Origin of the sequence: Halopenitus malekzadehii (assembly GCF_900108505.1) — an archaeon.
Taxonomy (GTDB): Archaea; Halobacteriota; Halobacteria; order Halobacteriales; family Haloferacaceae; genus Halopenitus; species Halopenitus malekzadehii.
In genome coordinates, this window is sequence record NZ_FNWU01000022.1 from 1 (window position 1) to 23610 (window position 23610).

Genomic DNA, 23610 nt, shown 5'->3' on the forward strand with positions numbered 1-23610 from the left:
GTTGGTCCTCGTGAATCTCACCGTCTGCTTGCTTGTTGGAGTGCACATCCTCAGCAAGCAGACGTTCTAACTAACCGGCTTTGTGAAGTACTGAGGTTTCAGCTGTGGTCGGGTCGGCATGGCTGAATGTATTTGCGAACGATGATGCCGTCTTTTACCCCCAGTAGACATGTTGGACAGCATTCCAATTTCCATTGGTTGCATGGCGAAATCGGAGCCCGTGTCGACCACACGCTGTTTGAAGCCACGGCGCACCGTCCACGAGAAACTCGGTGTGATCTACATCGTGTTTCTCACGGAGTTCCCCGAGAGGGATCTCTGTGATCTCCGTCGTTCGCCGTGGATAGATGCGAAGATGGAACACATGGTTGGTTTCTGGATCGACGGGGTACAGCCAGAACTGCTCGTCGTGACGCGAATCACCGTCTCATCCAGAGTGATGTGATTCGGGGCTTCACCGTTCGCCGGCTGTAGATCGGCTTTCTGTACCCGATTGTGGACTGCTTTCCGACCGCGTTAGACACCGAACTTCCTAAATTCTGAGACGGTGTTCGAAAGTGAAGGACCAGCCAGATGCAACCAAATACCGAGCTTCATCGACTTCCGCGGTGTCCGCTCGCCCTCTACAGGACCCAGATCGATCCAGTCGCTATGTCCTGTAAGGCGGCGGATTCCGGGCCTAGACACGCAGAAATTCGTCCGCTCACCTTTCGCTCCTAACTAAACACGACCCGCTCGTCGGATTCGTCGCAGCGACGCTCCTCGGCGGCGTCACCGACGTCACCGGCGTCGCGTCGATGGCGTTCCTGCTAATCGGCCTCTTCTTCCTGCTCACAGCCCTGGTGATCGTCGACCTCGCGGACGGCGAGGCCGGAGGCCTCACGGCCGGGGTGATCGAAACCCTCCGTCGAACCTCGCGGTGGCCGACGGAGCGTCGAGTCCGCCGGATGGTGACCGATCAAGGGAGATAGTAGCATGGAAAATTATATCTACGAGGATTGCGATATGTTAGTGATGACCGAGACAGAGCTCGATCCGGTCGAGGAACGGGTGCGAGAACAGTACATTATCGACTCGGACTTCCACCTCAACGTCACTGTCGAGGAACTGCTTCCCTACGTCGACGACGAGCGGATAGAACGGAAGTTGGACCAGTTCGGCCATCCACCGGGGACGCAATACTGGACTGCAGCGTACGCGACGAACGAGGGCGGGCGAGGACTGGACACGCAAGGCGCGGCACACGACGGCGAGGACATCCTAGAAGCGAAAGAGGAGGTCGGCATCGACGTGCCGGTCGTCACCCCGGGCCTGAACTACCTGCCGTCGACGCACAACCCGCGGATGAAGACGGCCGTCTGTCGGGCGTACAACGATTACCTCCTCGATGAGGTTGTCGATGTCGACGACAGCATCCTGGCCCAGGCGATGATGCCCCAGTGGGACCCCGAGGCCATGCTCGAAGAGATCGACCGAATGGCGAGCGAGGACAGTATCGTGGGCGCCTACGGCTGGTTCGGCCCGTATACCCCACTGGGTGGCCCCGAGTACGACCCCGTCTTCGAGCGCCTCGAAGAACTCGACATGCCGCTGTCTCTCCACGGGTCGGGCGGGTACTGGCCGCGACATGACCCCATCGGCGAGGGGATGCGAACCTGGAGTGAGATCCTCGGACTCGGCTGGCCGGTACACGCAATCATGCACGTCGCGAACATGATCATGACCGGCGTCTTCGACAAGTACCCGGATCTTCGGGTGCTCGTCCAGGAGGGCGGCGTCAACTGGCTGCCGTTCGTCGCTTACCGCCTCGACGAGTTCTACCAGGACCACCCCGAGGACATCCAGCTCACCGAACGGATGTTCGACGCCGAGATGGCCTACCTGGAGCGGCTACCGAGCGAATACCTCTTCGACAACTTCTACTTCGCGACCCAGCCGGTTGCCGGCCCGCCCAACACCAAACACCACCGGCAGTTACTCGAGATGTGCCACGCCGACGAGACGCTCCTCTTCTCGAGTGACTGGCCACACCACACGTTCGATTCGCCGAACTGGCTCTACACGAAACACGTCGGTGAGGATCTGCGCAACCGCATCTTCCACGAAACGGCTGAGGAGGTGTTCGGTCTCGACCGATGACTCGACACAAGATCGGGCACGTCGAGGACCTGCCCGAGGGAGAGAGCCTCGGCATCGAAGTCGACGGCCTGGAAATCGCCGTGTTCAACGTCGACGGGGAACTACACGCACTCCAGAACAAGTGCATCCACAAGCAGGGGCCGATGTACGACGCCGAGATCAACGCGAACGAGAAGACGGTCTACTGTCCGTGGCACTACTGGGAGTTCGAGCTCGACTCCGGCGAGTTCGTCGTCGACCGTGACAAACGACTGCGCACGTTCGACGTCGAAGTGAACGACGACGATATCTACGTCGAAGTCTAGTCTCGATTCTCGCGACTATTCTTTCACGGCCGTGACCCCGAGCGACCTACCAGTAATGTCGCGTGGGTGAGTCACGTTGCCATGAATTCCGGCAGTCAGTGGCTCGGCGAGTACGCCGCCCAGATCGGTACCGCGTCGTTCGAGAGCGGCGAAACGTTCACGGTTCGAGATCCCGCGACAGGTGCGGAGATAGCGTCGGTCACCGAAGGAAAATCCGGGGGAATCGACCGGCTATCGATGCTCGAATTCGGCGGGAAGAGCCCCGCACTCGTGTTCCAGATGCAGACCTCGAGATAGCGGCCGCGGACACGGCCAGAACATTCTGGAACGCCGATCAGGTATGTTTCGCGACCACGTGCGTGTTCGTCCACGCGGACGTTTACGAAGAGTTCGTGGCGGAGTTCGTCACAGCCACAGAGTCGATGGAGGTCTACACCCATCTGAAGAACGTGGTTGTCGACGTCGACATTGACGAGCCTCAGTAAGGATTCGAGCGAATGACCGTTCCGCGTGCGACCTATCTGCCGTCGGCTTCCGGAGTCCGCGAGAGTCGCCTGAACTCGGTTGCCAGAACGTCTCGTTCGAGCAAGGCGACGCCGGTGACGACCACGCAGAATCCGACCACCGTCGCCAGCGTGACCGGTTCGTCGAGAAGCACCCAGCCCGTGATAGCGGCGACAACGGGCGCAACGTAAGCCACGAGATTCGCCCGGACGGGCCCGATCCGGTGCAAGAGGACGAAGTACACCGGATAGGCCACCGCCGTCGATGCGACACCGACGACGAGGACGGACAGAGCGACCCGCAGGGTTATCGTCGCCCCGGCGACGGTCTCGCCCAGGGCCCAGCTCAGGCCGTGGAGAACGAGAGCGCCGAGCGCCATCGACCAGGCCGTCATCGGAACGCTGTCCATCGTTGTCCCGTACCGTCGTACAAGCACGCTCCCGAGGGCGAACGACGCCGCTGCCCCGAGAACGAGGAGTTGCCCGAGTGTCGATCCGGACATGAACGTCGCCGGCGACGGCTGGACGATGATGAGAACACCCACGAGACCGAGGGCGATGCCGGTGACGCCGATCAGGTCGAGTCGCCGGTCGAGTAGGACGAGGGCGAAGACGGGTGCGAGCATCGGATTGAGTGCGTACATGACGGACGCCGCAGCGGGCGTCGCAAGTTCCTGACCCAGGAACAGGAGCGCGTTATTCGCGGCGATGACCGTCACCGCGCCCACCACGATGCCGGCGAAGTCAGGCCGACGGCGTGGGATCCAGACGTCGTATCGCCACGCCGCGTACGCGAGCAGTAGCGGCGCGGCGATGTCGAACCGGAGGGCGGCGAAGAAGACGGGTGGGAAGGCGGTCAGTCCCGCCTTGATGCCGACGAAAACACTCCCGAACAGGGCAGAGACGAGCACGAACAGTCCGGCGTTCCAATAGCTGCCCCGGGTCACACGCTCCCTTTTCCAGCAAGGAGAATAGAGGTGTCGATATCCACAGAGGCGTCGGCGTTGCCACGTTCAGGGCCGCAGAGCCTGGGCGAACGCGACTACCTCCCGGAGGCCGCGGACCGACTCGTGGACCGGGAGAGCGAGCCCGGTGGGCCGGCTACGACATCGTCGGAAACGTCGAACGAGGCGATTCCCCATTGAGTAGCCGGTCAGCCGTACACACCGGTGATCTGTGGTGTCGAGTCGTCGATCCTGACGTCGAGTGACGCTAACTGTCCGTTCTCCACGGCGTCGATAGCGTCGTTCAACACACCGGTCCCGGCGCTGGCGCCGACGTACAGCGGATGGTTTATGGGGAAGTTGAACTGCAACTTCTGATTCTCGAAGACAGGGATCTGCAGTTTCTCGGTCGTCTGGTCAGCTGTTCGACGGCGGCGGGGTTCTCGGCCATCGTGAAGCCACCGTAAGAAGTGAAGACCGCCCGGCAGTCCACAGAGACTAGCTGTTTCCTGAATGGTGTACTCCCAGAGGCGCCGCCACAGCTTGCTCAGTCGAAGTACGCTCAGACGAAGTACGCTCAGACGAAGGTCCCCTTCGGTGTAGGGGTTGTCGAACTTGATCACGTGGTTAGATGTGGGTGATAATCTCGCGCTTTAACTCCTGGACTTCCTTGGAGTCTATATCCCGCGGGTACGGAAGGTCGTTATCTATCGTACGCTCGATGGCGGCCGGCGGTTCGTGTTCAAATACGACGATTCGCGAGGCGAGAAACGCGGCCTCGGTCGCGTTGTGCGTGACGAACAGAACCGATTGATCGAGCTCAGTAATTATCTCTAAGAACTTCTCACGAAGTTCCCGTGCCGTGATCTCGTCGAGCGCACTGAACGGCTCGTCCATCAGTAGTATCGAAGGTTCTACTGCCAGTGCACGTGCGATAGAAACACGCTGACGCATTCCACCAGAGAGTTGAAGGGGGTAGTCAGTCGCGTTCTCCGCAAGTCCTACGAGTTCGAGGTAGTGTTGGATTCTGTCATCGTGTTCCTCACTGGGAATGTCATTGCTCTCGAGGGCGATTCGGATGTTATCCTCGACCGTTTTCCAATTGAGGAGACGATCCTCCTGGAAGACGTAGCCGAGATCGTCCGTGTCCCCGTCAATCTCACCGCCATCGACATCCTCGAGACCGCAGATGCATTTCAGGAGCGTCGATTTTCCGCACCCGGAGCGACCGAGAATACAGGTTATATCGCCCTGAGGGATAGTGAGGTCGAGCCCGTCGAGCACCTCGAATCGATTGGCGCTCACGCCGTAGCTCTTCTTGAGTCCCCTGACGGCGATGACGGTGTCGTCTGTCGTACTCATGCTTGTCCCCTGATTTCGATGTTTGGCCGCCAGGCGAGATAGCGCCGTTCGAGCAGCTTGAAACCGCCGTACTCGATGAGGAGCATGATCACAGTAAACAGCGCGGTCCAAGCCAGTACGCCGGCCATGTTGAATTGGTTATACTCGCTCGTGAGCATATAGCCGATACCGTTGCCAAAACCAAGGAACTCGACGATGACGACGAGCTTCCACGCCAGCCCAAGCGCAAGTCGCCCCGCCGAGAGCATGTAGGGGATGAGTTGGGGCAGGACGACATGGCGAATCGTACGAACTCGTCCGAAGTCGAACACTTCGCCCATCTCGACCAATTGCAAATCGATGTCCTTGACACCTTCCCAGAAGTTGAGCGTGATCATGGGGAAGACGGCCACGAACACCGCGAGATACGCCGTCAGCGGCTGGAGCCCGAACAGCATCACCGAGATGATGGCCGTCGCGAGCCCTGGGATCGTGATGCCGATGATGATGCCCATGTCGAAGAACTTCTCGGCGCGCTCGGACAACCCCATCCACACGCCGAGTGCGATGCTTACGAACCACGCGGCGACGAATGCGACGAATACACGCCGGACGGTGTTCTGCAGGTGGTAGAAGAACTCCCCGGAGACGAGAATAGATATTGACTCCTGGAATACTGCCATCGGCGTTGGCAAGAGGTTTTGCGAGAAGTACACCGCTATGACCTGCCAGACAGCAAGGAATCCGACCAGAAAGACGAATCTGGGAAGGACATCCTCGACGAGCAGCGGTTTTACATTCTCGGGTTTCCAGTTCCCGAAGTGGCCTCGTCGTTCGGTTGCCATTATATATCACTCACCGCGATGTCAGTTGGGGCGTCGTCCGAAATGAGCCCGTATTCCTTCGACATCTGCAGCTGGGACTGAAGGTTACTCGTCTGAGTGCTTCCCCAGGCTGCCGGATAGGTGGCGGGCATCCGCTCGGCCGCCGTGTCGACCTGGTTCTGGTTCTCAAGCCCAATGGTGTCCCTGTACTTCGAGATGGTGTCTTTGGGGCTGTCGGTGAATAGCTTCTGAGCGTCGATAAGCGCTTCGCGGAGACTCCTGGCAGCGTCTGGGTTTTCATCCAGCCACGACTGGTGGGCCGCTAGAGGAGTGAACTGGAGATTGTGTCCGAATTGGTCCTGGAACTTATCAGGGTAAAACAGCAATTCTCTCATCCCCCCGCTGGCGATAGATTTGACGGTTACTGGGACGAAGTGTACGTGAGCAGCGACGTCGCCGCGCGCGTTAAACGAGTGGATACTTCCGGGTGAACCCTTTCGGAAGTCGAAGTCGTCCGTTGAGTAGCCCATCTCGTTCAGTAGCAGATTCGTGTGGTTCCAAATCCCCGAGGGTGGACTCAGGATTCCCACCTTCTCGTTCTTGAGGTCTTCCCAGCTCTGAACGTCGGTGTTGTCCGCGGTCGTTATTAAGGAATTGTGGTTAGCAAGGAGGGGACCGAATAGCCGGATGTTCGACCCCTCGGTGTTGGCGATGGCCGCCCCCTGTGGCGAGAAGAGGCTGGTCTCGACAGCCTTGTTCTTCAGCAGCTGTGGCCCTTTCGCCGGGGTGGTAGCCTGAACATTGATCTTGATACCACGTTGCTCGTCGAACCCCTCCTCCTGGACGATACTTGTTAATACACCGATAGAACCGGTCTCGGTCGTCGCAAACGAGATCTCGCGGAGATCCTGCTCGCTAGAGGTGGTACCGGTAGTGGTGGTAGTGGTATTGCCACCGCCATCACCGCCATCACCACCACCACCATCACTACTGCAGCCGCCAAGTGCCGCGGTTCCTGTGGCTACTGCTGTAAGGTACGCTCGTCTGGTTGTTAGGGCGTCAGATGTCATGATCTGCGACAGTTCCGTGTTCCCTATTTACACACATAAATCTTTTGTTGAAACACACGCTAACTGCACGGTCTAGCGACAGTACTACTCGTGAGAAACGTGGAGAGTCCCGGCGACCAGCGGGGTCGCACCGGTCCGGTCAGTAGCCGACCCCGAGCACGTAATTGACCACGATAATTCCCGACGCCGACGGCCATGATGACGGCAAGGAGCCCGAACGACGCAGTCCAGCCGAGGACATCGGCGGTCACCCCGGTGACGACGCTGCCGGTGGCGCCGAGGGTCGTGTAGACGGTACGGACGAGGCCGAACCCGGGACCGCGCTCGGCGTCCGAGATGTCGTCCATGGACCGCGACTGGAGCGGCGCCCCCAGCTCGTGGCGAGACCCGTCATGACGACGGCGAGCACGACCACGGCGAACTCGTTCGTGATCACTAGCAGGACGTAGCCGACGACGCCCAGTACCATGATGACGGCGGCGATGAGGTCGCACTGATAGCGGTCCGAGAGCGTCCCCGTGACCGGTTGGCTGGCGCCGTGGACCGCGGGCACAGCGAGAAGAATATCCCCGCCGTCTGTCGTGTCAGGCCCCGACACTACGTCAGGAACGTCGGTAGGAACGACGCGGTGGCTTTCCACGTGAACGTGCCGATCGTCACCGCACGTGCGTGTGGGCCGGTCTGCAAGAGGCCGCGGCAGGTCGGCCTACGCCGGCCGGCGGGGATACCTATGTATTTAATTGCCTCGGGAGATACATGCACCCATGGTCGAGAGAATCGACGCGTTCGCACACGTACTGCCAAAGCCATTTATCGACGAGATGATGGAGGTCCACCCGACGGAGGAACTGGAGGCGCTCACTGACGCGCCGCGGTTCTGGGACATGGACATCAGGTTCGACGACCTCGACGAGTACGGTATCGACAAGCAGGTCATCACGCTCGCTCGGCCACCGATCTGGCAGGGGATCGACCGCGAAGACGCACTCGAGATGACGCGACTGGCCAACGACGAGGTGAAGAAACTGGCTGACGAACACCCGGACCGCCTCATTCCCGTCGCGACGCTCCCGCGTCTCGACGGGGAGTTCCTCGACGAGTTCGAGCGATGTATCGACGAACTCGACATGGCCGGCGTACAGATCTTCTCGAACGTCGACGGGAAACCGATCGACGACGAGGCGTTCATGCCGTTCTACGACGCCGTCGAGTCGAAGGACGTTCCCATCTGGCTCCACCCACAGCTCCACGAGTGGCACGAGTGGGACAGCGAGTACATGCTGCACAAGATACTCGGATGGCCGTTCGACACCAGTCTCGCGCTCGCGCGACTGGTCTTCGGCGGCGTGATAGACGAACATCCCGACCTCGACATCATCCCTCACCACATGGGGTCGATGGTTCCGCACTTCACCAAGCGGATGGAGCTGTTTCACGAGATGCTCGTCGAACACCGCGACGTCTATCCGTACGAAGTCAACGAGATCGAGGGAACCGTCGAGGAGAAGTTCTCCTCGTTCTACGGTGACACGTGCCGCTGCGGTGCGTCCGACATCCTCGAAGACGGGCTGGAGTTCTACGGCGAAGACAAACTCGTATTCGCGACCGACTATCCGTTCGGGCCCGAGGAGGGACGTGGCTTCCTCCGCGAAGAGGTCGAGGGCGTCGAGAACATGGACATCGACGATGAGGTCCGCGAGAACGTCTACGGCGAGAACCTGAAGTCGCTGCTCCCCTGACCGGGGCTCGCTAGATGGTCAGGACAGGAATCACTGCCACGTCGTCCTGAGGGGACGGCGCGGATACGAAACTGACGATAACATTCACCTCGGACGAAGTTAGCACGTAGTATGGCTGTACCGTCGGACGTACTGGGCGCGGGGCTCGCGGTAGGCGGAGCCCTGACTATCGCCACGATGGGGCTGCTCGTCCGCATCGGAACGGAAGACGGGCGAGCGTCCGACGCGTTGCTCGTAGTGCTGGGGACGAATCTCGTAGTATTACTCCCGCTCACGCTCGTCTGGAACTATCCGTCATACGGGATTACGCCGCTGGCGGTCCTCATGTTCGCCCTGGCGGGCATCACCGCAACGTTGCTTGGCCGGAGCTTGTTCTTCGCCAGCGTCGAGAAGATCGGTGCCAGTCGATCGGACGCCATCAAGGCCTCACAGCCACTCCACGCGGCCGCCATAGCCATCGTCATTCTCGGGGAGTCGCTCACGTTCCAGCACCTCCTGGGAATCTTGTTCATCGTCGTCGGCGTCGCCGTCATCTCGCTGGACCTGAAATCCGACGGCTCCGGTTCGTTGGAAACGCGGGAACTCCTGATGAGTCTCCTCTTTCCTCTCGGTGCGGCGTTCTTCTACGGCCTGGAACCGACGGTCGCCAAGATCGGTTTCAACGAGGGAACGCCGCTCCTGGTCGGCCTCTCGATCAAGCTCGTAGTGGCGACGAGTGGCTTCGTCGCCTACCTGTACTGGAGGGGTATCCTCCCTGGTCGCAACGACTTCACGCGCAGTAACCTCCGCTGGTACATCGCTGCCGGGCTGGCGAATACGACGTTTCTCGGCTTTTACTACGGCGCGCTCGAACTCTCCCCGGTGAACATCGTCATCCCCCTGACACAGACCAGCCCGCTCTTCGTCGTCGTCATCTCGTACGTTGCGTTACCCCGCCTCGAGCGGATCACCGGATGGATAGTCGGTGGTACCCTCTGTGTCGTCACCGGAGCGGTGATCGTGGTCACCAACGTCTGAGTGCGCCCTTGACGGCCACACACCGGTCCTGTGGGCCAACCATCGGTCGATAGCTCACCCGGCGCGGTTCAAGTCGTGTCAACCGTTAATACTTGTTTGCGTCTATCACGTCGAAACTGGCTCTCCAGGACGAACTCGAGTCGTCGACGCCGTCCCGCCCTCTCGCAAAGACGTTTTCCGGTTTCTCTTCGAAGCGGCATGCAGATATGGCTGATTCACCAGACGGGAACACTCCAGAGAGAGACGACGACCTGTTTCGCTCGCTGGTCGACCGAGCGGCCGTCGGGCTGTTCATCATCGACCCCGAGACGGGCCAGATACTGGACGCCAACGACAGGGTCTGTGAGTGGCTGGGTTACGCCAAGGAAGAGGTTCGAGACATGACTATCTTCGACTGTCAGACGACCTTCTCCAGGCCACCCGAATGGCAGACGTTCGTCCGGAGAGTGCGCGACGAAGGCGGCGTCGAGATAGAGAACGAGATCAGGACCGACACCGGATCGACGCTACCCGTCGAGGGGAGTATCTCCGTCGCTTCTGTCGACGGAACCGAGTACGTCGTGGCCATTCCCCGACGGGTCGCCGACCGAGACGGGTGAGTCGCGTCGTCTCGGTCGACGTCCGGTTCCCGATTCTGTGTCCCGTGATATTCGCTGCGAGCGAGGAAAGAGGTGTACTCGTTCACCGACGGAGGTCTTCGACCTGAGTTCTTCGAGGCCGTATTCCTCGTCGGCGTCGACGATGGCCTCGCGGAGTTCGGCCGCGTACTTAGAGGAGCGGTGGAACTAGAACCCGGCATCGGGCGACCTGCCGTGACCCGAGACACAGGTCTCTCGGCCAGCGAATTCGATGCTGTCGAAACGATAGAGACCGATGCCGAGGAGTTTGTCGTCGGTCGTTCTGTCCAACACGTCGTGGGATTCTAGTCCCTGAATCTACAGGACGAACCCGTTCGGGTCGCCGGAGTACGTCGGCGTCGGAGGCTCGATCTCACCCTCGACGTCGTGGTCACTGATCGATAGGTTACACCGCAACCACTTCGTCACGTGAACACCGGGGCTGTAGAGCTCCTCGTTCTCGTTGCGATAGCACGGGTCCTTCATCCGTCGATTTTCCCACCGAGCGAGTACACCGTCCAGCGGAACCGTAGCAATTTAACCCATTGGCTCTGTGGAATAGACCATGAGGTTCGTTCGATTCAACGGCGACCGGCTTGGACTGCTCACTGACGATGATCGCGTCGTGGACCTGACCGATCACCTCGACCTCACGAGTAACGACCCCCTGAAAGAGGTCGTCCGGGAAGACATCGACGTCAATGCCGATTCGCTCCCCGAACCGGAGTACGACCTGGCGGACGTCCGCCTCGAATCGCCGGTCCGCCGCCCCGGAAAGGTGATTGCCGCCCCGCTCAACTACGAGGACCACGTCGCCGAGATGGAGGACTTTGATATGGATATCAAGGAGGCCGGCTACTTCCTGAAGTCCCCCTCGAGTGTCATCGGGCCGGAGGATACCATCGAGCTGCCGTTCGTCGACCGACGGTGTGATTACGAGGTCGAACTCGCGTTCGTCATGGAAGACGACGTGAAGGACGTCGCGAGCGACGACGTCTGGGACAGTGTGCTCGGGTATACGATCCTGCTCGACATCTCGGTTCGGGGCGACCAGGACCGCTCGAACCGGAAGTCGTACGATACCTTCACCGTCATCGGCCCGGTCGTCGTCACCGTCGACGAGCTCGAAAACGAGGACCCCCACGATCTCGATATGGAGCTCCAGTTGAACGGCGAGACGCGCCAGCAGCAGAACACCGGGAACATGATCTACAACTGCGGCGACGTCGTCCAGTATGCCTCTATCGGGACGACGATCGAGGCGGGTGACGTCATCACGACGGGCACCCCGAGTGGCGTCGGCGAGCTCTCCGGCGGCGATACCATCGACGCCGAGATCGAAGGCATTGGCTCGATGACGGTCGATGTCGAGGAGCGCGACGTCCGCTTTGCCGATGTCGACGTGAAGAAGAGCCAGCAAAACGAGTAACGGATCCGACGCGGTTCGGATTCATCCGTCATCGCGGCGATTCACCCCCGTCGTCACCCTGACTCTCGCTGCCCGGTCGACGGTACCGCCGATCACTATGTTCCGAGTGGAACGACCGTGTTATTCAATTGCGGACGGCCGCGAACGAGCAGTGGCCGAGAGGAAAACTTAATTCGTTCCGAACCGATCGATTATTCGTATGACTTCATCAGTACGCAGATTAGACACTGACGTCGAGGTGCCACCCGAAGCCTACGACGACAGAATCGTCGACCTCGACTTCCACGTCAATCCGATGGAAGACGAGTTGATGTCCTACGTCGAGGACGACCGCGCCCGCGATAAGCTAACGACCGAATTCGGTTCAACGCCGGTCATGGGCAAGTGGGACGCGGCCTACGCGATCAAGGAAGGGAACGAAGGACTGTACACGCAGGGGCGGGCCGAGCACGCGGAAGACGTGCACGAAGCCTGTGAGATGCTCGCCGTCGACGAACCGATCGTCAACCCGGGCATCAACAATCTCAACCTCCAGCACCATCCCGTGTTGAAAAACGCCGTCTGTCAGGCGGCCAACGACTACATGCTGGACAACTTCGTCGACGAGGGGATCTACACGTCGATGATGCTCCCGAAGTGGGACCCGGAGTACGCCGTCGAGGAACTTGACCGGGTCGGAGAGGAAGACGGGGTCGTCGCCGCGTACTCCTGGTTCGACCCCAAAGTTCCGTGGGGGAACGAACAGTTCGATCCCGTCTTCGAGAAACTGGTCGAACTCGACTTCCCGCTCATGCTTCACGGTTCGCTCTCCTATTGGCCACAGCACTCCTACATCGGTGACGACATGCTGACCTGGACGGAGATCCTCGGCTTCGACTGGCCGATCCACGGGATGGTCAACGTCATCAACATGATCATGCGCGGCGTGTTCGACCGATTCCCCGACCTGAACGTCGTTATCCAGGAAGCCGGTCACTGGTGGGTCCCGTTCCTACGCTATCGGATGGACGAGTTCTACGAGATGCACCCCGACGACATCCAGATCACGCCGCGAAAGATGGAGTCCGGGGAGAAGTACCTCAACCAGGCACCGAGCGAGTACCTGAAGGACAACTTCTACCTGTGCACGCAGCCGTTCGCGCTGCCGCGAAACTCCGGCGAGGCGTCCAAGATGTTGGACCTGAGCTTCGCAGAGGAAATGTTCGTATACTCGAGCGACTGGCCCCACCAAACGTTGGATCCGCCAACGTGGTTCTACACTTCACGTGCGTTCAGTGACGACGAGGACCTCCGAAACGCGGTCCTGCACGGAAACGCCGACGAAATCCTGAACATCTAACCATGTCTTCGGAAAACGTAACCGTCGACGACGCGTTCACCAAGGTCGCAACGACGGAAGAGATCCCACAGGGGACCGGAATCGGCGTCGACGTGGACGGAATCGAGATAGCCGTCTACAACGTCGAGGGCGAGTTTTATGCCATATCCAACCGGTGTGCACACCAGCGTGCCCCCCTCTGCAAGGCCGGCGACAAGAAGATCAACGCAGAGCATACCTGGACCGACACACGTGGCGGCGTCAACGAGGAGAGCTGTACAGTTAGTTGTCCGTGGCACCTGTGGGAATGGGACCTCGAGACAGGCGAACACGAGGCATCCGGCCAGCGCATCGGCACCTTCGACACGCACGTCGAAGACCAGGACGTCTACGTCCGGATATAACGAGTCGTCAGCACTCGGCTCTCGACCGCTTCTTTGCCACCACTCGATTCGCCTGCTGTTGTCGTTTGGCCCACGCAGCGCCTGGCTCACGTGCCGTTGCTCAGGTGACAGACCGGTTCGGAATGTCCGAAAGTGACTGTGAACGTCGTTTTCGGTCGAACCAGGCGTTTCAGGCACTCTCACAGATAATAGTTATATACGTACGGGTCGTTTATAGGCCCACCCGCTTCGGTAAATCCGAACTAGCTCGTTTCCAGATGAGTCGTGCGAAACGTGTCCATCGGCCTCGAGATAGAACATCGACGGTAGATAGGAAACGCCGATTCGGACTAGTCAGTGAAATCATCTTGGATAGATCCGATACCTGTAGGGGTACCTCAGGCGCCACTACGCTACTGCAGGGCAGTGTAGAGGCCGAACAGTTCCCCTGGACCAACAGTCGTTTGATTTAGCCGACGGTCGGAATAGTTCACCCGCCAATCCTGATACGGGCGTCAAGTGTAATCAGACGCAATGAATAGGGGAGGACCGCTACTTCGGTATTTCAGAAATGTTCGACGGCCGCGGTCTCTGAGGGGACTGAGCCGGTGGGGTGGGGTTTCTTCGCGTTGCAACAGTGTGTAATTGGTGCCGAAACTACCCAACCAGGTATCAAAGCAGTCGTGAAGACGTCCGGCACTAATTACCGTATCGGCAAACACCAGGAACCGACGGTAACCCAACTGACCGACATATTCACAGTCCTGCCGGAGAGGAGGGTCACTCATTTGCCGCGGGTTGCGTCCGTGAAATCGTCGACCATCACAGGTTCCCTCTGTGACGACGTATCCGGGCACGTCGGCGGAGGAACTCGTGGTGAAACTGGAGGATATCAGAGAAGGGGTACGCCATCACGAAGCGCGAGACCGCAGAAGGGGCAGGCGAGCGATGCACCGTCCCAGAATCCACCACCAGATGAAACTGGACGAACATCGCCCAATTGGCCTCTTCACGTGTGCCTGAACGCGATTGAACCGAGGTCCACGTTCGAACGGGGACGGGAGTAGTGTGCAACTGACATCGGCGAACTCTAACCCCCTGGTAGTAGTGGCCAAAGTGATTTATAGCCGCCAAGCAAACAATCAGTCGATCGATGAGCAGTTCTTACCGATTCGGGATGATCGTCCCGAGTTCGAACGTAACGATGGAGACCGAGATACCGGCGATGATACGGAGTCGTCCCGACGTGTACCGCGAGGATTTCACGTTCCACGGGAGTCGCATGCGGATGCAGGAAGTAACCCCCGAAGAGCTCGCCCAGATGGATGCCGAAAGCGTCGACTGCGCCGTCGAGTTGTCCGACGCCCGCTGTGACGTGATCAGCTACGCCTGCCTCATCGGTATCATGGCTCAGGAACCAGGGTACCACACTGAGTCCGAGCAGAAACTCCGCGAGGCGGCCGCGGACAACGGCGGCCAGGCGCCCGTGGTGACGAGCGCAGGTGCACTAGTCAGAGCCGTCGAAGCGATCGAGGCCGATCGGATTGCGCTCATCGCACCGTATATGCAGAACCTCACCGACACAGTTATCGAATACTTCGAGGCGGAAGGAGTTGAAGTGGTCGACCACGTCAGCCTAGAGTGTCCTGATAATCTGGAGGTTGCCCAGCTTGACCCGGGGAATCTCGTCTCGCTGGCGACTGACTTGGAGACCGACGACGCGGACGCGCTGGTACTCTCGGCCTGCGTGCAGATGCCGTCCCTTCAATCGGTGCAAATCGTCGAAGACCGCCTCGACGTCCCCGTTCTCTCGGCCAGCATCGCGACCGTCTGGGACTCGTTACTCGCACTCGGGCTCAACCCACGCGTGCCCGACTGCGGAACGTTACTCTCTGGCGACGTGGTCAATAGCCCTCGCGTCGATCAGTGAGCAGCCGATACCGTAGCCGGTCGTGACTGAAACGTTCGAAACGGCTATCCGTGGAAGAGGGCCCTCACGTCGGTGATCTCTCCAGACGGCTCGACACGAACGAGAAAATGACGAGGAGGTCGAATCCCGTAGCGAGAGACGCCGTGAGGAAGGCTATAGGCTGATACCCGGGGTAGGCCTCAAGTGTGAACGCCAGTCCGTGGGTACTGGAACGTATTCCCGTGCTGCCGAACCGACAACCTCCGTATACCAGCTCCCGACGACCGTCGCAGTCATCGAAGGCGTTCCGGCGTTGGCAATGTTCTGGATACTCCGGAGTACGAAGAGGACCGAGAATGTTCTGACGAACAGGGTGTGACGCCCGTCACGCCGACAGGTGTGGGCGCAGGGAAATGATCGTTCGTCGCCCAAGGATGTCCACGAGGACGCCAGTGGCGGAACCGCGAACTCCAGCGGGGAGAGGAGGGCGATCATCACGGGTCCGAGCGTCCCGTCGGGGGGCATCAAATGCGGCCCGATACTCGGAAAGGCTGCGGAACCCCGCCAGTTAAGGCGGCAGCCGTGACCGGTGGGTCGGACCTTACAAGCCGTTGGGTGCCCCCGAGTACGACCCCGTCTTCGAGACGCTGGTCGAACACGACATGCCGCTGTCGCTGCACGGCTCCGGCGGCTACTGGCCTCGGTACGGTCCCATCGGGGAAGGACTGCGGACCTGGACCGAGATCCTCGGCCTCGGCTGGTCGGTCCACTCCATCATGCACGTCGCTAACATGATCATGACCGGCGTCTTCGACAAGTATCCCGACATGCGGGTCCTGATCCAGGAGGGCGGCGTCAACTGGCTGCCGTTCGTCGCCTACCGCATGGACGAGTTCTACCAGGACCACCCCGAGGACATCAAGATCACCGAACGCATGTTCGACGCCGAGAAGGCGTACCTTGAGCGCTTGCCAAGCGAGTACCTGTTCGACAACTTCTACTTCGCCACCCAGCCGGTGGCCGGCCCGCCCAACACCAAGCAGCACCGCCAGCTTCTGGAGATGTGCCACGCCGAGGAGACGCTCGTGTTCTCCAGCGACTGGCCCCACCACACGTTCGACCCGCCACACTGGCTGTACACGAAACACGTCGACGAGGACCTCCGGAACCGCATCTTTTACGAGACGGCCGAAGAGGTGTTCGGACTGGACCGATGACCAGGCACAAGATCTGCACGGTCGAGGACCTCCCCGAAGGGGAGAGCATCGGCGTCGAGGTCGACGGCCTGGAGATCGCCGTGTTCAACGTCGACGGCGAGTTCCACGCGCTCCAGAACAAGTGCATCCACAAGCAGGGCCCGATGTTCGACGCGGAGATCAACGCCGAGGAGAAGACGGTGTACTGCCCGTGGCACTACTGGGAGTTCGAACTCGACTCTGGCGAGTTTGTCGTCGACCGGGACAAGCGACTGCGCACCTTCGACGTCGACGTGACCGACGACGAGGTCTACGTCAACGTCTGACGCGGCGACCGTCTCCGCCGCCACTGCTCCTTGGGTTCGCACGTGCACGCTATTCGACAAGGGACCAGCAGTTCATTTTCCATCTAAGACTAAACAATGCTATCAGTAGTATAGGATGGACTTCCACAGCCCATGAGTTTGACAATCATTGGCGCGGCAAGTATTCCCTGGCATTACTGAGGATACGACCTCAAGAATGGTAACCACGTCGAGGGACTCGGTACTGCCCACCTTCGACGTCGTCGAAGAAGGCATATTGTCTACCTGAGACTGTGAAGGAGATAGATAGTTGCTACTCCGTCAGAAACAGGGATGCGGTCTGTTATTCGTCCCGGCTGTACGATTCCAACCCCGGGCGGAACTCGCGGTCCTCAAAGCTAGAGAGCTCGGATTCAACCCAACCGGAAACCTAGAGGTAGTTCATCTGTTCGAGCTTTGCGACTTCGTAGTTGACTGGTCCTCTATCTCGTCTCACAAGTGGTGTTCGTCACTTTCGACGAATGCCCTCACCGTTAGGACAGTGTCGGGCGAATCCACGTCCGAGCGGATACCCCGCAGCGCCTCAATGCCGTCCTCGTCCACAATGAATGCACTTCGGGCTGATATCGGAGCCCGTTGGGGCCAAGCAGGACGCTAAACGGAACGGAGACTGCACCGATCTTGAACACCGCGAGGTGCGTGCTCAGAGATTCAATCCGCTGGGTACCGTGAACACCGATTCTGTCTCCGATCGTAATTCCTCAATCCACAAGCTCGTTCGCGAGTTGATTGGCTAGGTTCTGGATCTATTGAAACGAGTATGCAGTGACTTTCTCGCCAGGTTCTTCCGCGTACACCGCGACACGGTTTTTCTTTTCGTCGGTCCATCGATCACATACGTAACTCGCGATGTTGAACACTTCCAGAACCTCCCATTCGAAGTCCGCTTGAAGCCCATCATAGCTCTCCCAGTCGTGCCCGTAGAAATGGTATCCTTGCAGGGATAATTACTCACCCGCCCTAACCGGTGACCGAACATAGCGCTGCCAAACTGAGTGAATGCGTACGCCGCCAATATGAGTATCAAGTCGAGATCTCCCAATCACACGTGCGCTATCTATAATATCGCGAACCAGAATCCTCAATCTGCATTCAGAATTGCCTCGGTCATCGCTAATACCCATATTTTTAATTACCTCGGGAGATAGAATCTCCTATGGTCGAGAGAATAGACGCATTTGCGCACGTACTACCGAAACCGTTCATCGACGAGATGCTGGAGGTCCACCCGACCGAGGAACTGGAGGCCGTCTCCGACACGCCCCGGTTCTGGGACATGGACATCCGCTTCGCCGACCTCGACGAGTACGGTATCGACCGGCAGGTCATCACGCTCGCGCGCCCGCCGATCTGGCGGGGTATCGACCGCGACGACGCCCTCGAGATGACGCGCGTCGCCAACGACGAGGTCAAGAAGATGGCCGACGAACATCCCGACCGCCTCATCCCGGTCGCCACGCTGCCGTATCTCGACGGGAAGTTCGTCGACGAGTTCGAGCGGTGTATCGACGACCTGGATATGGCCGGCGTGCAAATCTTCTCGAACGTCGACGGCCAGCCTATCGACGCCGAGCCGTTCCGGCCATTCTACGACGCCGTCGAGTCGAAGGACGTCCCCATCTGGCTCCACCCGCAGCTCCACGAGTGGCACGAGTGGGACAGCGAGTACATGCTTCACAAAATCCTCGGATGGCCCTTCGACACCAGTCTGGCGCTCGCACGCCTCGTGTTCGGTGGCGTCATGGACGACCATCCCGACCTCAAGCTGATCCCCCACCACATGGGGTCGATGATCCCTCACTTCGTTAACCGGCTTGACCTCTTTCACCAGATGCAGGTCGAACACCGGGACGTCTACCCGTACCCGGTCAACGAGCTCGAGGGAACTGTCGAGGAGACGTTCTCCCGGTTCTACGGCGACTCCTGTCGCTGCGGCGCCTCCGACGTCCTCGAAGACGGGCTGGAGTTCTTCGGTGAGGACAAGTTCGTCTTCGCCACCGACTACCCGTTTGGCCCTGACGAGGGCCGCGGATTCCTGCGCGAGGAGGTCCAGGGTATCGAGGACATGGACATCGACGAGGACGCCCGCCGGAAGGTGTTCGGCGAGAACCTCAAGTCGCTCTTGGCTTGAGACTCCGCTGACCCGCGCCCGATACGTCTGTCGGCGTCCAGAACTGTGACCACGGGCGTCACATCAAGCCCCCGCGATAGCGTAATTCGATCTCGATGACCGTACCAGCTGACCTGTTGGGCGTCGTGCTCGCACTCCTCGCTGCCGTGATGATTGCGTCGACCGGGCTCCTCGTCCGCCTCGGGACGAACGAGGGGCGCGCCTTCGATGCCGTGGTAGTCGTCCTACTAGTTAATCTAGTGATCCTCCTGCCGACCACTGCCTTACTGCACTATCCAAATTTCGGGATTTCGCCGTATGCCGTTACTATGTTCATGCTGGCTGGCCTGGTCGGGACGATGCTCGGTCGCTCGCTGTATTTCGTGAGCGTCTCGAAGATCGGGGCCAGTCGCTCCGACGCCATCAAGGCGTCCCAGCCGCTGCATGCGACGTTCGTCGCCATCCTCGTCCTCGGTGAGACACTCACCGTCGAGCACCTCATCGGAATCGTTGCTATCACGGTCGGGGTTGGGGTCGTGTCACTCGACTTGAAGTCCGACAAGTCCGGGGAGGTACCGATGCAACGGTTCTTAGCGTACCTCGTGTTCCCACTCGGTGCCGCGTTCTTCTACGGGATTGAACCGACATTCGCGAAGCTCGGGTTTGCCGAGGGTACGCCGCTCCTCGTTGGCCTGACGATCAAGACTATTGTCGCATTCACTGCCATCGTCGTCGTCCTGTACCGGCGTGGAGAGCTACCAACACGGACGGATTTCACCCGCAAGAATGTGTACTGGTACCTCGCAGCCGGCGTCACCAATACGACGTTCCTCGGGCTGTACTACGGGGCACTGGAGGTCGCGCCTGTCAATATTGTGATCCCGCTCATGCAAACGAGTCCGTTCTTTGTCGTCCTTATCTCCTATTTAGCGCTGCCCAAACTTGAGAGAGTAACCTGGCGCCTAGTCGGCGGAACCATTGCTGTCATCACCGGCGCCGTTGTCATCGTCGCCTTCGTCTAAGCTGAGGGAGGCGTTGAGTCCCGTAACGTCCACGAAGGGACGTCACAACGACGCAAAGGATGTGGTACTCAGGAAACAGAAACGCTTGTCTAGTCATGCAACATTCGCTGATCTGTGCCGAAATAGAACTGATTCCGTTCTCTCGGTGTTAAGGAGTAATATATGGCGTTGGCTCAAGGGTCAGGTGATTCTTGGTGACGTTCGGACTTCGGAATAGGCGGGTTCCGTTCAGTCCTTTACAATATCAATATTAATTAGTGGCAGAATTGCTGTATTCAGTTCCTCGCTTCGACAATTTTGACGGCTCGTCCCGACCACAGTCTCACTCAACAATCGGAGTAGTTTGACCGGACATATAACCGGCTCGCACAAACAAGTAACAGGGTCCAGCGACGGTACTTCATATATAATCGAAAGTGAATCAGAAAGCAAACATTCGGTGTTACAAACCCTCTATCCCCCCAATATTTTGGCATATGTGCCATCTATGACGGTTTTATCCGACTATATGGTTCAGAATAGCAGAAGTAGCGTGTGATAGGATAATTTATGTACAAACCAGTGCTAAGCGACTGACGGTAGTGTTTTGAGATGCTGGAATAGATAAAAGCCCGAATTTTCCCATTAAATCGGCTTCTGACATACTGAAGTAGTATCAATGACGGCTAAAGAAGCTAACCCTTACAGCGATATCACTGTAAAGCACCCCAGTGAATGAGTACCAACGTAGAAGATCGCGGTCTCATTTCTGAAAGGGAGTTACTATCCTATTTTACTGAATGGAATATATGGTGGTCTATGGTACACGCCCTAAGAAGTTGCTTCAGCTATGTTAAAGTGGATTTGTCGAAATTGTATTAATCTGATAGACCATACAGAAGCTCTTTTGGGGACTAGTGGAGATATAGAAAGTATGACTGAGATCGACGCCCCTCAACACGCGATCAAAACGGTGATGAAGGCGTTCGATGTACTACAACTTATCGAGAAACTCGATGAGCCCACATTCACCGACATATCCGAACATAGCGAGATGGCTGAGAGCAGCCTGTACAACTACCTCATTACATTAGAACACATCGGGTATCTAACAAAGAGGGGCGATATCTATCGACTCTCGTTGCGCTTTTTCGACCACGGTGTTTTAGTACGCGACCAGTTGCAGATTGTGTCACACGCCAGAGACATACTCAAAAAGACCGCGGAAGAGAGCGGTTCATCGGCCTGGATTTCAGTGGAAGAACATGGGAAAATGGTGTATGTCGCGCGCGAAGTCGGAGAACTCCCCATTGAAACACATGCCCGCCTTGGGAAACACGACCACATGCACTGCCTAGCAGGTGGGAAAGCGATACTGGCTCATCTTCCTGAGGAGCGCGTCCACGAGATCATCGACGAACACGGCCTTCCTGCAAAGACTCCGTACTCCATCACATCACGCGAATCGTTGGTGGAAGAACTCGAAGAAATACGAAAGCAAGGATATGCGACCAATAACCGTGAAAGAGCCGAAGGTGCCTGGGCCGTTGCCGCACCCATCATCGTTAATGACGTTGTCCAGGGAGCGATCGCCACTTGGCAACCCAGCGCGCGCATAAAGTCCGAAGAACATCGCCAAAAGATAATCGAACTCATTACAAGCGCATCCAACCAAATAGAACTCAGAATGACCTTCGATTAAACCCGGTGATGCTCGAGCGGAGCTATCCGACGAAACAAGCATGCCGTTTATCACGGCCTGTGCGCGCAATGTGGCCTTATTCACTGCTTTAGCCACGGTAAACTCACCGCCGTCACACTAGCGGTCCTCGAACTTCTGTTTGTCGATCACGTTCGGCACTTCCAGTTTGTCACCGCAGTCCCGTGCGAGCTGGTATCCGACCGAAGTGACATCGCCGACGTTCGATTCATCGTCCACCGCTGCGATAATTACAGCGAATCGCGCGATAGATGGTCAGTTAGGCGTTCTGCATACAGGGTTCGGTTTACTCGGTGACGCTCAGATTGCAAGTGGAGGAATTGGTGAGGGCAGAACGGAACGCATAGCGCCAGAGGAAACGTTGGCGAAATAAATTACAGATGGAAATCTCACCCCGTACAGAAATCATAAATATTATACCATACTATTATCATCATATGATCTATAATTTTATATCACAAATTGGGCTCTCCTTGCGGCGCGCGGATGTCATTGATTCTGATCTAGGAGACGTCATCTGAAGTTCGGCAACGGGCGGTGACCACAACGGCGACTCGATGCGAGCCTGAGTGTCCTAGTCGTGCCCCGCTCGCGGTGGATTACGAACAGAGCCCCATTTCGGGCCGCGGCGCCTGGCGACCGAGAGCGGTCGAACCGCCAGTTTTGGCCGGTACCAGTTATCCTGAAGCGGATAGCACGGACTCGCTAGTTCGATGTGGTAACTACGGATTTAGGATACTGCATTGCACTGTACGGAGAAGTCGGCCGGCGTCCCAGTGGGGCGCGGTTCGTTACTCGCAGGTATTGGTACATTGCACGCCATAGACAAAAAATATCAATTTTACTTTATACTATAAATATTTATATTTTATGGCCAAACGGTCAGTTCAACAGCCCGGTTTGAATTGTGTGGGCCGCAGGTCCGGTCGTCCCGGATATTAGAAGTCTTTTAGACATCGCTCGCATATCTCCGCCAAATGACCAACTCTGCGAGGCAGTGTGATTGCAAGGTGGGGCGGATGATCGAGGGATACGGACTCGACCGGATCAACGAGGAGTTGGCGAGTCGATGGAAAGGGGACGGAGAAGAGTCGCTCAGTCTCCGGGCACTCGAACGATACTTCAACGAGCGGCTCCTCGAGGCCGCGCTCCGGGACGAGGACGTCGAGATACTCAGAGGCGAGGTGGAGAACATGTACCACTTGCTGACGAATGAGAACGTGAGCGCTGGGGACCGGACGCAGGTCGAGAATCGGCTAGCGCGCGCGCGGGGGTCGACCCGGAGTCGGTCAGTGGCGACTTCGTCTCTCACCAGACGATCCATACCCACCTCCGAGACTGCATCGAAGTGGAAAAGGACTCGTCGGACACGGACCCGGTCCAGTCGGCGCGCGACACCGTCTTCGCCATGGAGAACCGCACCGAGAAGGTCGCCGATAACCACGTGGACCGCCTCGCCGGGGAGGCCGTCGCCATCGACGAGTACACCGTATTGACCGACGTGACCATCGCGTGTGACTCCTGTGGCCAACACCACGAATTCGGCGCGTTCCTCGACAACGGCGGCTGTAACTGTTGCAAAGAATCAGTACTTCACAAAGCCGGTTAGTTAGAACGTCTGCTTGCTGAGGATGTGCACTCCAACAAGCAAGCAGACGGTGAGATTCACGAGGACCAACT

Annotated in this window: 24 protein-coding genes and 4 pseudogenes; 20 read left to right on the forward strand and 8 right to left on the reverse strand. The window is 58.4% G+C overall.

Annotated features, from left to right (window positions below; genetic code table 11):
- Positions 1–70: 70 nt before the first annotated feature.
- Positions 71–687: pseudogene (locus BLW38_RS14415) on the reverse strand (IS6 family transposase).
- A 110-nt stretch (positions 688–797) separates the two neighbouring features.
- Between BLW38_RS14415 and BLW38_RS16375 the strand changes: the two are divergent.
- The 5 genes from BLW38_RS16375 (at position 798) to BLW38_RS16605 (ending at position 2929) form a co-directional block, all read left to right on the forward strand.
- Entirely contained in the window at positions 798–971 is a 174-nt protein-coding gene (locus BLW38_RS16375; RefSeq protein ID WP_177167529.1) for a hypothetical protein, read from the forward strand.
- 43 nt (positions 972–1014) lie between these two features.
- On the forward strand, positions 1015–2139 hold the full coding sequence (locus BLW38_RS14420) for an amidohydrolase family protein (protein ID WP_177167530.1): 1125 nt from the start codon (positions 1015–1017) through the stop codon (positions 2137–2139).
- Positions 2136–2444 (forward strand): Rieske (2Fe-2S) protein, encoded by a 309-nt coding sequence (locus tag BLW38_RS14425; RefSeq protein ID WP_092817898.1) that lies wholly within the window; start codon positions 2136–2138, stop codon positions 2442–2444. Before BLW38_RS14420 ends, BLW38_RS14425 begins: the two co-directional genes overlap by 4 nt.
- An 81-nt stretch (positions 2445–2525) precedes the next feature.
- Positions 2526–2741, forward strand: a complete 216-nt coding sequence (locus tag BLW38_RS16600; protein WP_092817899.1) for a hypothetical protein — start codon at positions 2526–2528, stop codon at positions 2739–2741.
- Positions 2738–2929 (forward strand): aldehyde dehydrogenase family protein, encoded by a 192-nt coding sequence (locus tag BLW38_RS16605; protein WP_245710250.1) that lies wholly within the window; start codon positions 2738–2740, stop codon positions 2927–2929. The genes BLW38_RS16600 and BLW38_RS16605 overlap by 4 nt, the downstream gene beginning before the upstream one ends.
- Positions 2930–2961: 32 nt before the next feature.
- On the opposite strand, the gene BLW38_RS14435 is transcribed toward BLW38_RS16605, so the two are convergent.
- From BLW38_RS14435 to BLW38_RS16015, 6 genes are all read right to left on the reverse strand, one after another.
- Positions 2962–3894 (reverse strand): DMT family transporter, encoded by a 933-nt coding sequence (locus BLW38_RS14435; RefSeq protein ID WP_092817900.1) that lies wholly within the window; start codon positions 3892–3894, stop codon positions 2962–2964.
- A gap of 206 nt (positions 3895–4100) precedes the next feature.
- Positions 4101–4514 carry a hypothetical protein gene (locus BLW38_RS14440; RefSeq protein ID WP_092817901.1) on the reverse strand — a complete coding sequence of 138 codons (414 nt, stop codon included), beginning with the start codon at positions 4512–4514 and terminating at the stop codon, positions 4101–4103.
- Between the two features lie 4 nt (positions 4515–4518).
- Positions 4519–5253 (reverse strand): ABC transporter ATP-binding protein, encoded by a 735-nt coding sequence (locus tag BLW38_RS14445; protein WP_092817902.1) that lies wholly within the window; start codon positions 5251–5253, stop codon positions 4519–4521.
- Positions 5250–6077, reverse strand: a complete 828-nt coding sequence (locus BLW38_RS14450; RefSeq protein ID WP_092817903.1) for an ABC transporter permease — start codon at positions 6075–6077, stop codon at positions 5250–5252. The genes BLW38_RS14445 and BLW38_RS14450 overlap by 4 nt, the downstream gene beginning before the upstream one ends.
- A complete protein-coding gene (locus tag BLW38_RS14455; protein ID WP_092817904.1) occupies positions 6077–7126 on the reverse strand; it encodes an ABC transporter substrate-binding protein in 1050 nt (349 codons plus the stop codon). Before BLW38_RS14455 ends, BLW38_RS14450 begins: the two co-directional genes overlap by 1 nt.
- A 59-nt stretch (positions 7127–7185) precedes the next feature.
- Entirely contained in the window at positions 7186–7473 is a 288-nt protein-coding gene (locus tag BLW38_RS16015; RefSeq protein ID WP_143040908.1) for a hypothetical protein, read from the reverse strand.
- 417 nt (positions 7474–7890) lie between these two features.
- Between BLW38_RS16015 and BLW38_RS14465 the strand changes: the two genes are divergently transcribed.
- The 4 genes from BLW38_RS14465 (at position 7891) to BLW38_RS14480 (ending at position 10808) form a co-directional block, all read left to right on the forward strand.
- The gene (locus BLW38_RS14465) at positions 7891–8865 is read left to right on the forward strand and encodes an amidohydrolase family protein (RefSeq protein ID WP_092817906.1); all 975 of its coding nucleotides are present in this window, start codon (positions 7891–7893) and stop codon (positions 8863–8865) included.
- Between the two features lie 111 nt (positions 8866–8976).
- A complete protein-coding gene (locus BLW38_RS14470; protein WP_092817907.1) occupies positions 8977–9882 on the forward strand; it encodes a DMT family transporter in 906 nt (301 codons plus the stop codon).
- 92 nt (positions 9883–9974) lie between these two features.
- Positions 9975–10481: a PAS domain S-box protein gene (locus BLW38_RS14475; RefSeq protein ID WP_143040909.1), complete on the forward strand. Its 507-nt coding sequence runs from the start codon at positions 9975–9977 to the stop codon at positions 10479–10481.
- 72 nt (positions 10482–10553) lie between these two features.
- Entirely contained in the window at positions 10554–10808 is a 255-nt protein-coding gene (locus tag BLW38_RS14480) for a hypothetical protein (protein WP_092817909.1), read from the forward strand.
- 9 nt (positions 10809–10817) lie between these two features.
- On the opposite strand, the gene BLW38_RS16380 is transcribed toward BLW38_RS14480, so the two are convergent.
- Positions 10818–10985, reverse strand: a complete 168-nt coding sequence (locus tag BLW38_RS16380) for a hypothetical protein (RefSeq protein WP_177167532.1) — start codon at positions 10983–10985, stop codon at positions 10818–10820.
- A 79-nt stretch (positions 10986–11064) separates the two neighbouring features.
- Between BLW38_RS16380 and BLW38_RS14485 the strand changes: the two genes are divergently transcribed.
- The 11 genes and pseudogenes from BLW38_RS14485 to rdfA (BLW38_RS14530) all read left to right on the forward strand — a co-directional run.
- Positions 11065–11928, forward strand: a complete 864-nt coding sequence (locus BLW38_RS14485; RefSeq protein WP_092817910.1) for a fumarylacetoacetate hydrolase family protein — start codon at positions 11065–11067, stop codon at positions 11926–11928.
- 199 nt (positions 11929–12127) lie between these two features.
- Positions 12128–13267, forward strand: a complete 1140-nt coding sequence (locus tag BLW38_RS14490; RefSeq protein ID WP_092817911.1) for an amidohydrolase family protein — start codon at positions 12128–12130, stop codon at positions 13265–13267.
- 2 nt (positions 13268–13269) lie between these two features.
- Positions 13270–13650 (forward strand): Rieske (2Fe-2S) protein, encoded by a 381-nt coding sequence (locus BLW38_RS14495; protein ID WP_092817912.1) that lies wholly within the window; start codon positions 13270–13272, stop codon positions 13648–13650.
- Between the two features lie 1156 nt (positions 13651–14806).
- Positions 14807–15559, forward strand: coding sequence for a maleate cis-trans isomerase family protein (locus BLW38_RS14500; RefSeq protein WP_394327089.1), 753 nt, complete (start codon positions 14807–14809; stop codon positions 15557–15559).
- A gap of 587 nt (positions 15560–16146) precedes the next feature.
- Positions 16147–16755 (forward strand): annotated as a pseudogene (locus BLW38_RS14505) (amidohydrolase family protein); the annotation flags it as partial.
- Positions 16752–17060 carry a Rieske (2Fe-2S) protein gene (locus BLW38_RS14510; protein ID WP_092817915.1) on the forward strand — a complete coding sequence of 103 codons (309 nt, stop codon included), beginning with the start codon at positions 16752–16754 and terminating at the stop codon, positions 17058–17060. The pseudogene BLW38_RS14505 and the gene BLW38_RS14510, both read left to right, overlap by 4 nt.
- Before the next feature lie 1195 nt (positions 17061–18255).
- On the forward strand, positions 18256–19230 hold the full coding sequence (locus BLW38_RS14515) for an amidohydrolase family protein (RefSeq protein WP_092817916.1): 975 nt from the start codon (positions 18256–18258) through the stop codon (positions 19228–19230).
- A 95-nt stretch (positions 19231–19325) separates the two neighbouring features.
- Positions 19326–20231 (forward strand): DMT family transporter, encoded by a 906-nt coding sequence (locus BLW38_RS14520; RefSeq protein WP_092817917.1) that lies wholly within the window; start codon positions 19326–19328, stop codon positions 20229–20231.
- 913 nt (positions 20232–21144) lie between these two features.
- Complete coding sequence (locus tag BLW38_RS14525) at positions 21145–21912, forward strand: IclR family transcriptional regulator (protein ID WP_092817918.1); 768 nt, start codon at positions 21145–21147, stop codon at positions 21910–21912.
- Between the two features lie 995 nt (positions 21913–22907).
- Positions 22908–23177 (forward strand): annotated as a pseudogene (gene rdfA / locus BLW38_RS16880) (rod-determining factor RdfA); the annotation flags it as partial.
- 26 nt (positions 23178–23203) lie between these two features.
- Positions 23204–23539: pseudogene (rdfA, locus tag BLW38_RS14530) on the forward strand (rod-determining factor RdfA); the annotation flags it as partial.
- Between the last annotated feature and the right edge of the window lie 71 nt (positions 23540–23610).